Below are 12,021 nucleotides of genomic sequence, written 5' to 3'. Positions count from 1 at the left end.
AGAATGAGCGACAACATGACGGCTGGCGCGGACAGCGACCGGCAGGCGGAAATCGCGGCAAAGGGAAGTGCGTTTTCCGCCGAGGAGTTGCAGCAGATCACCGAGGACATCGTCGGCGCGCTGAAGACGGTCTACGATCCGGAGATCCCTTGCGACATCTACGAGTTGGGCCTGATCTACAAGGTCGACATCGAGGATGACCGCTCGGTGGCGATCGACATGACGCTGACCGCGCCGGGCTGTCCGGTGGCCGGTGAAATGCCGGGCTGGGTTGCGGATGCGGTGGGCGCGGTCGCTGGCGTCGGACCGGTCAATGTGACGATGGTGTTCGACCCGCCCTGGACGCCGGAGCGGATGTCGGAAGAGGCCAAGGTCGCGCTCAACTGGTACTGACCGGCGCCTCATCCTATATTCTAAAGTGACGCGGAGCCGCCACGTGTCTCCGCTTGTCAACTTCGGCGCGGGACCGCGCGGCGTCTCCGACCCATCAAATGCGGGAATTCAGAGCCATGGCTTCCAGGTTTCAGGTGCTGACATTGACCGATGCTGCCGCGGAGCGGGTGCGCGAAATTGTCGAGAATGCCGACAAGCTGGCGCTCGGGTTGCGGGTCGGCATCAAGAAGGGCGGCTGCGCCGGCATGGAATACGACATGAGCCTGGTGGAAGAAGCGCGCCCCGGCGATGACGTGATCGAGGACAAGGGCGTCAAGATTTTCGTCGACCCCTCGGCTGTTCTGTTCCTGCTGGGTACGGAGATGGATCACGAGGTGACGAAGTTCCGCTCCGGCTTTGTGTTCCGCAATCCCAACGAGGTCTCCGCCTGTGGCTGCGGCGAATCCGTTTCGCTGAAAGCGGCCAGCGCCGACGAACTGGCCGATGTGAGCTCCCAGCAAGGGTAGGCGAGCGGCGCCTACTGCAACCGGTCACGCGCGCTGGCGGCAGCGACGCATGACTTCTGAAATGATTGCAACCGGGGCCAGCTCTCTCCGGCGCCTTTCAGGCTACCTGCATGTCTCCGACCACGTCAGGGTCGGCTTCGCTGCGCACCAGATTGCGGCCAGCGGCCTTTGCCGCGTAAAGCGCGGTATCGGCGCGGGAAATAATCGTCTGCGAGGTGTCCTTGGCGCGGAAGGACGAAACGCCGATGGAAATGGTGATCCGGCCGAGGTTCTCGCCGGTGGACCGTTTGACCAGCTCCTTGGAGAGCACGGCACGGCGGATGTGTTCGGCGACGGTCACCGCCTGGCGCAGGGAGGTATGCGGCAGCAGGATTGCGAATTCCTCGCCGCCATAGCGGCACGCGATGTCGTGTCCCTTGACGTTCTGCTTGACCGCCAGGGCAACAAGACGCAACACCTGATCGCCGGTCTGATGACCATAGGTGTCGTTGAATTTCTTGAAATGATCGATATCGGTCAATAGCAGCGAAAGCGGCTCTCGCGATGTTTCCGCATCCTTAACCATGCGTTCGATGGTGTGGTCGAAATGCTTGCGATTGCTGAGGGTGGTCAACTCATCCGTCAGCGACTCATACCGGATGGCTTCAAGGCTTTCCTGAAGGTCCTCGATCTGTTTGTGTGACTCCACCAGTTGCGAGTGCAGCGTCTTGTTGGACTGTGCTGTATCCCGGGTCGCTTGCAGCAGATGCGCGATGAGTTTCTTCAGTTGCTCCGGACCAGGCAGGGCTTCGAGCTGCGCCTGGGCCCCTGTGAGCGACTCGCCATAAGTGTCGATCTTGGCCGTGCTCTGGGCCAGAAGATCAACCATGTCGCGAATCTCGTCGGAAATCTTCTCTCCGACTTCATCGATCCGGTCGCCGAGCTTGTTTGGCGACAAGAAGCTGTTGTAGATGTTCTGAAGCTTGTCACTCGTAATCCCGTCGCTCGATCCAGCTAGTTCGTTGACGGCGCGATTAAGTGAATGGTTGAAGCCGGCGGCATACGTGTACCAAAGCTCATAGAAGCGCGGGTATGCAGGAAGGGTGTTCTTGCGGATGTACTTTAGCGCAGATTCACCATAGACGATCGTCCGCTTGTGGTCGTCTTCCTGGGCCATAGAGGTTCCTACGCGTCATATCGGGAAAAGAATAATAAACCCGAATCTGATCAACATCCTATGCCGATCATGACTAGCAAGGTTTAAGGCCGCGTTAAAGTTGTTTTGAAATGTTCGGCCGCGTTTTCTGGAAGAATCACCCAAGGGGAGGAGGGGGCTTTCGGCGGATTGTCGAGGCGGGCACAAGAACCTGGCCCGCCTTCATGTCCGGACGGTCTTTTCAGCCGGCTTTCTTCGGGCGCGGATCGCGCAACAGGAATGCGGGAACGTGATCGCCAAGGCCGATCACCCGCTCTTCGCCTTTTTGCGAGCCGCCGCGTTTGCGCTTGCTCGCGCCTGCGGTCTTGCTCTGGGCTTGCGGCTGGTCGGATTTTGCCTCACGGCGCGGCCGAGCCGGGCGGGAAGCGGTTTCTTCCTTCTTGGCGGCCCGGTCCTTGGCGTTGCTGCGTCCGCGCGTTGCCGACTTTTCGCCGCCTTGCTCCGCATCGGCAGATTTATCGCTGGCACCGCGCCCTGCGCCACCCCGCCGCCGACTCTTGCTCTCGACCGCGGCTGCTTCGAAGTCGATCGGTTCTCCGATCCAGGGAAGGGAGCGGTCGATCAGCTTTTCGATGGCGGTCAGGTATTTGGCATCATTCCCCGTGACGATCGAGACGGCGGATCCGGTGCGTCCAGCACGACCGGTCCGGCCAATGCGGTGCACATAGTCTTCCGCATGGGTCGGCACATCGTAGTTGAACACATGGCTGACGTCAGGGATGTCGAGGCCGCGCGCGGCCACATCGCTGGCAATCAGCAGGGCCAGATCGCCGTTACGGAACTGGTCGAGCGTAGCCATGCGCGAACGCTGATCCATGTCGCCATGCAGGGCGCCGACGGAATATTCGTGCCGCTGCAGGGAGCGGAACACGGTCTGCACATCGCGCTTGCGGTTGCAGAAAACGATCGCGTTTTTCAGGTCTTCCGCCTGGTCGATCAGCTTGCGCAGTGTGGCGCGCTTGTCAAAATCCTTGCTGCCGGACCCGATCACATGTTGAGACACCGTATCAGCGGTCGAGGAGGTCCGCGCCACCTCGATGCGGGCGGGATTGTGCAGGAACGTATCGACGAGCCGCTGGATCTCCGGCGGCATGGTCGCAGAGAAGAACAGGGTCTGGCGGGTCATCGGGATCAGTTTGCAGATCCGCTCGATGTCCGGAATGAAGCCCATGTCGAGCATGCGATCGGCTTCGTCGATCACGAGAATGTCGACACCCTGCAGCAGCAGCTTGCCGCGCTCGGTGTGGTCCAGCAGACGGCCCGGCGTGGCGATCAGCACATCGACGCCGCGATCCAGCTTGCGGTCCTGATCTCCGAAGGACGTTCCGCCGATCAGAAGTGCGACGTTCAGCTTGTGATTGACGCCGTACTTGTTGAAATTCTCTTCAACCTGGGCTGCGAGCTCGCGTGTCGGCTCCAGGATGAGGGTGCGCGGCATTCGGGCGCGGGCGCGGCCCTTTTCCAGAAGCGTCAGCATTGGCAGCGTGAAGGACGCGGTCTTGCCGGTCCCCGTTTGCGCCAACCCGAGAACATCCCGCCGTTCGAGCACGTGAGGGATCGCTCCCGCCTGAATGGCAGTGGGTTCGGTGTAGCCGGCGGCTTCCACGGCGGCGAGCACTTTTTCGCTCAGTCCAAGTGAGGAAAAGGACATATGACCTTGATGTTATGACAGAAATCCTTGCCGTGATCCGATCTGTCTCTCAGATCCCGGCCACTGAGCGCGCACACTACAGTTCAAATAGAAAATGTCAATGATTCATGGGCGCGCATGATAAACGCGCAAGACATTCCCTCGATGAGGAGGCGCTGGCGCTCGATAAGGCGTCGCCGGGAGCCGGTCAGTTACTTGCCGGCTGAAACAAGTACGCTGCCGGATCCTCCTTCTCGAGGAATAGCTCATATGTGGTTTCCTCATGGCCGGCGGTCACAACGTCGACGAAAGCGACGACGCCGTGGGCGTCCGCTTCGCTGCGCAGGTCGGCGACCCGGCCATCCAGTGCCGAAACCTCGGCGATTTCAATGATAACGGGCGTGGAGCTTCCCGTGGCGTGGCGGACGAACAGGCGGTCGCGCGCGCCCTCGCGGATCAGGATGAAACCGGTGCCGCTGTCTGCCGGACCGTCAAGGCGCCTCAGCGCCTGCACCTGGGCGGGCAGGTTGCGCGCCAGTACCGCGACCGGATCGTTGTCGGCGAGCGCCGGGCCGGAGGTCCCGCCCCCGGCCAGCCAGGGCGCTGCGCAAAGGGCGGCTGCGGCGATGCGGGTGAGCCTGGGTGTCATGGGCCGGTCTCCTCTTTCCGTGTCTGGGTCACGATGCCGGCAAGGCCCCATCAGGGCAAGGGCGCAGTCGCCCGCCGGCTGGTGGGTCAGCTCTGCGCATAAAGGAGCTGATAGTCCCGGCGATAGCGTTTGCGCACCGCATCGCGCACAGCCGGAGCGGTCTCCAAGAGCAACCTGCGGACCTCCGCTTCGTTGGGGTCCTCGCGCGCGGGCAGGGGGCCGATATCTATGCCGCGGACCTGGCGGGCCTCCGCGCGCAAGGCCTGCCAGTCCGGCTCCGGGCTCTCAAAGCGGATGAAGCGGTGGGGCAGCAAGGCGCGGTTGTGACTGAGGATGGCGGTCTGGCTGCGGTAGGCGTTGGCGCTTTTCCGGTCGTTGATGGCGCAGACATGCAGCGCGAACTGGGCAAAGCTCATTCCGGGCTGGAAGCCGAGGAAGCTGCTTGAAACCGGCGGCGTGCGACCGGCGCCATACTGGCGGAGGTAGCAGGCGGCCAGGCGGGCCAGCGGATCGCGTATGGCACTGAAGATCAGGGCGTCGGGATGTTGGCGGGTCAGGTCCCTGGCGGAGAGCAGTGTCATGCCTTCGACCCAGGAGGACAGCGTGCCGGTGGCATAACCGGTCTGCGGGGTCTGAAAGGCCGGTTGCTTTGCCTCGGCATCGGAAGTGTCGTCCCCGTAGGCTCGGGCCAGGGTGGCCATGGCTTGGCGAATGCCGTCGCTTGCCGCGTTCGGGCAGCGTCCATAGGCGAGGCCGAGTGCGGGGAGCACAAGGTAGTGGTGATCGCGGAGCGGCCGCCGTCGGCGATCGACTGTGCGGTAGAGCGTCGTCAGCATGGCTGGGCCTCTCGCGTCAGGGGAAGGCGTGCTTGGGCGGTCTGCAAGGGCCTCTGTCCTCCGGCGGCGAGGGGCGTGAAGATGCGTCCCGCGCTAGATGTCCAATCCTTCGGCGAATTCGGCGTTTTCCTGAATGAAGGAGAACCGGGCCTCGGGCTTGTTGCCCATCAGCCGCTCGACGGTGGTGCGGGTCAGGCTGTCTTCCGCAAGTTCGATGTCGACCCGCAGCAGGCTGCGCTTGTTCGGGTCCATCGTCGTTTCCTTGAGCTGGGCCGGCAGCATCTCGCCAAGACCCTTGAAGCGCCCGATATCGACCTTGGCGTTGGCCTTGAATTCGCTCGCCAGCAAAGCATCCTTATGCGCGTCGTCCCGCGCATAGACGGTCTTTCCGCCCTGGGTCAGGCGGTAAAGCGGCGGCGCGGCAAGGAACAAGTGCCCGTTGCGGATCAACTCCGGCATTTCCCGATAGAAGAAGGTGATCAGCAGCGAGGCGATATGGGCACCGTCCACGTCGGCGTCGGTCATGATGATGATGCGCTCATAGCGCAGGTCGCTGTCGCGGTAGGCGCTGCGGGTGCCGCAGCCCAGCGCCTGGATGAGGTCGGCAAGCTGCTGGTTGGCGACGAGCTTGTCCCGACCGGCGCTGGCCACGTTGAGGATCTTGCCGCGCAAGGGAAGGATCGCCTGGTTGGCGCGGTTGCGCGCCTGCTTGGCCGAGCCGCCGGCGGAATCGCCCTCGACGATGAACAGTTCGGACCCGGCCGCCTGGTTGGAGGAGCAGTCGGCCAGCTTGCCGGGCAGGCGCAGCTTGCGCACCGCGGTCTTGCGCGCCACGTCCTTTTCCTGGCGGCGGCGCAGCCGCTCGTCGGCGCGCTCGATCACCCATTCCAGCAGTTTGTTGGCCTGGTTGGGCGAAGCGGTGAGCCAATGGTCGAACGCATCGCGCACCGCGTTCTCGACGATTCGGGTGGCCTCGGTGGTCGAAAGCTTGTCCTTGGTCTGGCCGACGAACTCCGGCTCGCGGATGAAGACCGACAGCATGGCCCCGGCGGAGGTGAGGATGTCGTCACCGGTGATAATCGACGCTTTCTTGTTGCCCGACAGCTCGCCATAGGCCTTCAGCCCGCGCAGGAGCGCGTAGCGAAGGCCAGTCTCGTGGGTGCCGCCCTCCGGGGTTGGCACGGTGTTGCAGTAGGAGTTGACGAAACCGTCGCCGGCGAACCAGGTGACGGCCCATTCGACGGCGCCATGGCGACCGGTTTCGGCGGTGCGGCCGGCGAAGGTGTCGTCGATGACCCTGCGTTCCTTGCCCAGCGCGTCGCCGAGGTAGTCGCGCAAGCCCCCGGGGAAATGGAACACCGCTTCGGCGGTCACCTCATCCTTGCCGGTGACCAGTTCCGGTGCGCAGCGCCAGCGGATCTCCACGCCGGAGAACAGATAGGCCTTGGAGCGGGCCATCTTGAACAGCCAGTCGGCCTTGAAGGTGGCGCCCTTGCCGAAGATTTCCGGATCGGGACGGAAGCGCACGAGGGTGCCGCGCCTGTTCTGTACATCGCCAACACATTCGAGCGCGCCATCGGGCTGGCCGCGGCGGAAGGTCTGGCGATAGAGCTTGCGCGCCCGGGCGACCTCAACGACGAGTTCCTCCGACAGGGCGTTGACCACCGAGACGCCGACGCCATGCAGGCCGCCGGAGGTTTCGTAGACCTTGCTGTCGAATTTGCCGCCGGCGTGCAGCGTCGTCATGATCACCTCAAGCGCCGACTTGTCGCGATGTTTGGGATGCGGGTCGATGGGAATGCCGCGCCCGTTGTCGGCCACGGACAGAAAACCGTCGGCGGACAGGTTGACTTCGATCCAGCTCGCGTGGCCGGCAACCGCCTCGTCCATCGAGTTGTCGATGACTTCGGCGAAGAGGTGATGCAGGGCGCGCTCGTCGGTGCCGCCGATATACATGCCCGGACGGCGCCGGACCGGCTCCAGCCCTTCCAGAACCTCGATGTGTTCGGCGGTGTATTCCGTATCGGCGGAAAAGCCTTGCGCGGGCTGACGGCGGCGCCGGGCGGGCGCGGCAGGGGTGGCGGTCTCCGTCTCCGGCCGGTTCGGGGCACTGGGCGCGGATGCGCTGCCGCCATTGGCATCAAACAGGTCGTCATTCACCGTCATCATGTGTCCCGTCAAGAAGGGTGCGCATCGCAGCATAGCCCCGAATCATACCCGATTCTGCCAAGAGCGCGGCATTTCGGCAAAACCGTGCCGATGGGGCCGGCTGCGGGAACCGTTTTCAATCGGCTCGGGCCGATCGTCGAAGGCAAGGGGAAGCCGGCCAGCGCGTCGGTGCGCGTGGGCGGGAGGGCCCATGAAGCGATTTTCGCCAAGATTTCTACCGCGTGAAGCGGATCTTTTCATGGCCGGGGTTCTGGTTGTCAATGCCTTGCTGCTGGTGATCTCCGGATAGGGAGAACGTCCGATTGTGCGGAGACCGTGGCAGAACGCCGTCAACGAACTCGGGGGCGGGGCGTCTGCGCCCCTGTGGGGGGCTTTGCGCAATGCCAAGCCATCGCCAGAGCGGCGCAGGGCCGGTGTTGTGTCGAACGGGTCACACCATGTTGCTTCTCTATCGGCTATGATCGTCCGCAAGGGGCTGGCGCCGCGTTTCGGCCATTTTTGGATCGTCTCCGTTGGGGCGAGGCGCAGCACCGTCATCCGCATCGCTCGGGGGATGTGGCGGCGGTGTGGCGGTAAGGCCGGGAGAGCTGCGCCTGTCCCGCGAGGCGTCGCCTCGCGATGGATGAAAGTACTGATATCGCAAGAGGTTGGATCTTGCATGATGAAGGACGGAAAAGGCCAAACTGTTGCCAAGTTGACGGGGTACAACTGAAGCTAGGTAAAACGAGGCGGCCGGTTCATTGGGGGTGAACGAACGGCAATGCCGGACAGACTGTCCTGGGCGGAGAGTTCCAGGGCACAGGCTGGCAAAAAAGAAGAAGGATCGCGTTTCATTCGAGCGAAGCGGCATGTGCCGAAGGAGGTTGAATGAACGCGCGAGGCGGTCAGGGAATGCGGATCACTAGTTCAGGTATAGTGGCTTCTCTTCTGCTCGGTCTGGCTTGCTCCGGCCCGGTGGCGGCGCTCGATGGGCGTCCTGCGGAGAATGGAGCAACGGCGGTGCTGGAGACGGTGCCGAAGGGGGATGTCTCCCCTTTGGAGGCACTGCGCGCGGGCACGCGATTCTACTATGCGGGCGAGAAGGAGCGGGCGCTCGATTCCTTGCGCTTCGCCGCGGAGAAGGGGCATCCGCTGGCAGCCTGGAAGCTCGGGCGCATGTATGCCAAGGGCGACGGGGTCCAGGAAGACGACATCAAGGCCTTCGAGTATTTCCGTCAGATTGCCTCGAACTATGCCGACGACAGCCCGTCGTCGCCGCGCGCGCCCTTTATCGCCAGCGCCTTCGTCGAGTTGGGGTCCTATTACCTCACCGGCATCAATGACAGCGCGATCCGTCCGAATGTCGGCCGCGCGCGGGAAATCTTCACCTATGCTGCGTCCTATTTCGGCGATGCCGACGCCCAGTATCATCTGGGTATCCTGTATCTCGATGAAAGCGACCGCGATCCGCGCATGGCAGCCCGTTGGCTGAAGCTTGCGGCGCGCAAGGGCCATGTGACGGCGCAGGCCCGGCTTGGTGAATTGCTGTTCAATTCCGACTTCCGGGGAACGGACGCCCAGACCTCCGGGCTGATGTGGCTGACGATCGCACGCAAGCGCGCGGTCGGCCCGAAGGCGGACTGGATCGCCGAGACCCAGGAGCGCTGCTTCGGATTGGCTTCCGAACCGGTGCGCCGCCGGGCGACGATGCTTGCCGAAAACTGGATCGCCAGCAATCACGTCTCGGTGGCCGACGGCCGCTAGAGTGCAGGCCTTTTACCCGGCCTTCCGCTCTCCAATCCGGGGGGCGTCAGGTGCTGCGGGATGCGATGCAGGAGAGGGCGGCGTTACCGCGCTCAAGGGGCATTGGCGGTCGAGCGGCTGCCAGGAGGTGTTGTTCAGATTCATGGCGCATCGGGCAAGCCGCAGGCCATTGGGCCCGCGCAGGCATACCGTCTCGCCGAGCTTGTAGGACTGACCGAAGTAGCGGCAACTGCACTCAGCCGCCATCGCCGTGCCGCTTTCCAACAGAAACAGCAGCAGCGTCCATGCGGTCAGCACGCAATAGGGTCGCCATCGTTTCGCCATGCGTCACGATAGCATGTTTCTGCCGCTGCGTCAGTTTGCGCGGCGGGGAGGCTTTCAGGGGTAGGGTTCCCAGCCGTTGATCCGTTGCCAGTCGTCGGTGCCGCCATCGGCGGTCAGCACCGTGTAGCGATCATAGGCGGCGGCGGTCATGCAGGCGTGGTTCGGCAGGACCCGCAACCGGCTGCCGATGGGAAAATCGGCGAAGGGGAGCGGGGTACCATCCCGGGTGGTGACATAACCATGTTCCTGGCTGACCCCCGTGACATGGAGATTTTCGATCCACCGGCCATCTTCGTCGGTGAAGAAGCCGTAGCCGCAATCGTTGTCCTGGCTGGCGCAGGAGCGATCCTTGGACAGGGCGAGGCCGCCGGCATCGATGATCAGCCGGTTGAGATGCGGCGCGGCGCTGACCACCGTCGTCAGCACACTGGCGGCGATGTCGTCGAGCGTACAGACGCCCAGATTGGCCTGGAAGACATCCTGAAACATGTAGACGCCTGCTCGCAGTTCGCCGACGCCCTCGCGGGACCTGCTGAAACAGGCGGTCGGCGTCGAGCCGATACTCACCAGGGGGCAGGCGATGGCTTCGGCCCGCAGGGCTTCGGCGGCGGCGACGGCGATGGAGCGTTCCTGCTCTGCCATGGCCTCGATGTCGGCGCGTGAGCGCGAGGCGTAGCTTTCGCCGCCATGGGCCATCACACCGGCCAGCGACAGGCGCGGGGCGGCGGCGATGCGCTCCGCGGTTTCGATCAACCGGGTTTCGCCCGGCCGCAATCCGGTGCGGTGGCTGTCCACGTCGATTTCGAGGAACACCCGTAGCGGTGGCCCGTCGAGCGCCATGGCGGCGATGGCGGCGGCCCCTTCCGGGGTGTCGAGGCAGACGGCGACATCGGCGCCGGTCCGGTTGAGCGCCATCACCCGCTCCAGCTTCGCCTGCACGATCGACAGGGTGTAGAGCATGTCGCTGAGACCATGCGCGGCGAAATATTCCGCCTCGCGCAAGGTGGAGACTGTCCAGCGGTCGGCGCCGAGGTCGGCGGCGAGCCGGGCAACGTCGATGGATTTGGCCGTTTTCAGATGCGGCCGCAAGGGGATGCCATCGGCCGCAGCCCGTTTCGCCATCTTCGTCAGGTTCTGGACGAGGCGTGGTTCATCGAGCAGCAGGGCGGGAGTGTCGAGACTGGCGAGCCGCGCCCGCTGCTCCGGGCTCATGCCGCCAGCTCCACCCAGACGGGCACATGATCGGAGGGCTTTTCCCAGCCGCGCACATGGGCGTCGATGCCAACGCCTTCCAGCCGGTCGCAGGCTTCGGGCGAGAGCAGGACGTGGTCGATGCGAATGCCGTTGTTTTTCTGCCAGGCGCCGGCCTGATAGTCCCAGAAGGTGTAGACATCATCGGCCTGATTGGCCGCGCGCACCGCGTCGGTCAGGCCAAGGGCACACAGCGCGCGGAACGACTGGCGGCTTTCGGGACGGAACAGAGCATCGTCAACCCAGGCGTCGGGATTGCGGGCATCGCGCGGCTCGGGAATGACGTTGTAGTCGCCAAGCAGCACGAACGGTTCTTCCAGTGTCAGTCGCTGCGCCACATGACGCCGCAGCCGGTCCATCCAGCGCAGCTTGTAGGGGAACTTTTCCGTGTCGACCGGATTGCCGTTCGGCAGATAGAGGCAGCCGACGCGGACCACCCCTTGCGCGGTGCCGGTGACCGCCTCGATGTAACGGGCCTGAACGTCCTCATCTTCGCCCGGAAGGCCCCGGGTGATGTCCTCAAGGGGAGACTTGCTGAGAAGCGCAACCCCATTGAAGCCCTTCTGGCCATGGGTCACCACATTGTAGCCAAGCTCTTCGAAGGCGGCGGCGGGAAACGCCTCGTCGACGGATTTGATCTCCTGAAGGCAGGCGATATCGGGCGCTGCCTCCTTCAGCCAGGCCAGAGCCGTGTCGTGTCGCGCCTTGACGCCGTTGATGTTCCAGGTCGCGATTTTCACGGCGGTCCTCTTTCGCGTGGTTGGGGGAGGCGTCAGATCGAGAAGCTGGTGCCGCAACCGCAGCCGGCGGCCGCGAGCGGGTTCTGGATCTGAAACGACTGGCCCATGATGTCATCGACATAGTCGACGACCGATCCGGCCATGTATTGCACCGAAATCGGGTCGATGAGAACGGTGGCGCCGTCCTTTTCCAGCACCAGGTCGTCGGCCTCGCGCTCGCGCACCAGATCGTATTTGTACTGGAAGCCGGAACATCCGCCGCCTTCCACGCTGATGCGCAGGCAGGTGCCGTCCGGTTCGGCTGAGAGAATCTTGGCAATGCGCCGTGCGGCGCTGTCGCTCAGCGACACGCCCTCCTGGCTGGTTTCCGTCACTTGGCTGGTCATGGCTTTCGCTCGTGTCCGTGTTGGCGGGCGGTCCGGTGCCTGGGCATCGCCGGCTGGCGGCGGTGCTGCCTGCAAGAAATCCGGCACCCGGCCCGAAGCTGGTCTGTGCAAGACGTTATCAGATAGGTATGAACACAGCGAGCAAGCGTCAACACTTGCACCGCGTGTCCGGTGCAACGGGACACCGCATCGGAGAGGC

The 12,021-nt window shown here is 63.8% G+C and carries 12 protein-coding genes; 3 read left to right on the top strand and 9 right to left on the bottom strand.

Annotated elements, in window-relative coordinates:
• Positions 1 to 15: 15 nt before the first annotated feature.
• Both IEV83_RS02855 and sufA read left to right on the top strand, forming a co-directional pair.
• The gene (locus IEV83_RS02855; protein WP_371873394.1) at positions 16 to 393 is read left to right on the top strand and encodes an SUF system Fe-S cluster assembly protein; all 378 of its coding nucleotides are present in this window, start codon (positions 16 to 18) and stop codon (positions 391 to 393) included.
• 116 nt (positions 394 to 509) lie between these two features.
• Positions 510 to 899 carry a Fe-S cluster assembly scaffold SufA gene (gene sufA, locus IEV83_RS02850; protein ID WP_181761479.1) on the top strand — a complete coding sequence of 130 codons (390 nt, stop codon included), beginning with the start codon at positions 510 to 512 and terminating at the stop codon, positions 897 to 899.
• A 97-nt stretch (positions 900 to 996) separates the two neighbouring features.
• Here sufA and IEV83_RS02845 read toward each other — a convergent pair whose 3' ends face one another.
• The 5 genes from IEV83_RS02845 to parE all read right to left on the bottom strand — a co-directional run bounded on the left by IEV83_RS02845 (position 997) and on the right by parE (position 7,375).
• Complete coding sequence (locus IEV83_RS02845) at positions 997 to 2,055, bottom strand: GGDEF domain-containing protein (protein WP_181761478.1); 1,059 nt, start codon at positions 2,053 to 2,055, stop codon at positions 997 to 999.
• 220 nt (positions 2,056 to 2,275) lie between these two features.
• Positions 2,276 to 3,745, bottom strand: coding sequence for a DEAD/DEAH box helicase (locus IEV83_RS02840; RefSeq protein WP_181761477.1), 1,470 nt, complete (start codon positions 3,743 to 3,745; stop codon positions 2,276 to 2,278).
• Positions 3,746 to 3,932: 187 nt separating this feature from the next.
• The gene (locus IEV83_RS02835; protein ID WP_181761476.1) at positions 3,933 to 4,373 is read right to left on the bottom strand and encodes a hypothetical protein; all 441 of its coding nucleotides are present in this window, start codon (positions 4,371 to 4,373) and stop codon (positions 3,933 to 3,935) included.
• A gap of 86 nt (positions 4,374 to 4,459) precedes the next feature.
• Positions 4,460 to 5,209 (bottom strand): sulfotransferase family 2 domain-containing protein, encoded by a 750-nt coding sequence (locus IEV83_RS02830; protein ID WP_181761475.1) that lies wholly within the window; start codon positions 5,207 to 5,209, stop codon positions 4,460 to 4,462.
• Positions 5,210 to 5,302: 93 nt separating this feature from the next.
• Positions 5,303 to 7,375, bottom strand: coding sequence for a DNA topoisomerase IV subunit B (gene parE, locus IEV83_RS02825; RefSeq protein WP_181761474.1), 2,073 nt, complete (start codon positions 7,373 to 7,375; stop codon positions 5,303 to 5,305).
• Positions 7,376 to 8,293: 918 nt separating this feature from the next.
• Here parE and IEV83_RS02820 point away from each other — a divergent pair.
• Positions 8,294 to 9,121, top strand: a complete 828-nt coding sequence (locus tag IEV83_RS02820; RefSeq protein ID WP_209002945.1) for a tetratricopeptide repeat protein — start codon at positions 8,294 to 8,296, stop codon at positions 9,119 to 9,121.
• Between the two features lie 12 nt (positions 9,122 to 9,133).
• Here IEV83_RS02820 and IEV83_RS02815 read toward each other — a convergent pair whose 3' ends face one another.
• The 4 genes from IEV83_RS02815 to erpA form a co-directional block, all read right to left on the bottom strand.
• Positions 9,134 to 9,418 carry a hypothetical protein gene (locus IEV83_RS02815; protein WP_181761473.1) on the bottom strand — a complete coding sequence of 95 codons (285 nt, stop codon included), beginning with the start codon at positions 9,416 to 9,418 and terminating at the stop codon, positions 9,134 to 9,136.
• A gap of 81 nt (positions 9,419 to 9,499) precedes the next feature.
• Positions 9,500 to 10,657 carry an alanine racemase gene (locus tag IEV83_RS02810; protein WP_181761472.1) on the bottom strand — a complete coding sequence of 386 codons (1,158 nt, stop codon included), beginning with the start codon at positions 10,655 to 10,657 and terminating at the stop codon, positions 9,500 to 9,502.
• Entirely contained in the window at positions 10,654 to 11,436 is a 783-nt protein-coding gene (gene xth, locus IEV83_RS02805) for an exodeoxyribonuclease III (protein ID WP_181761471.1), read from the bottom strand. Before xth ends, IEV83_RS02810 begins: the two co-directional genes overlap by 4 nt.
• Before the next feature lie 32 nt (positions 11,437 to 11,468).
• Positions 11,469 to 11,822 carry an iron-sulfur cluster insertion protein ErpA gene (erpA, locus tag IEV83_RS02800; RefSeq protein ID WP_181761470.1) on the bottom strand — a complete coding sequence of 118 codons (354 nt, stop codon included), beginning with the start codon at positions 11,820 to 11,822 and terminating at the stop codon, positions 11,469 to 11,471.
• Positions 11,823 to 12,021 lie beyond the last annotated feature (199 nt).

The organism is Stappia taiwanensis, assembly GCF_014635285.1.
In the GTDB taxonomy this organism is placed as follows: Bacteria; Pseudomonadota; Alphaproteobacteria; order Rhizobiales; family Stappiaceae; genus Stappia; species Stappia taiwanensis.
The sequence above is the reverse complement of the archived record's forward strand: the minus strand, read 5'-3'. Positions and strand labels throughout refer to the sequence as shown.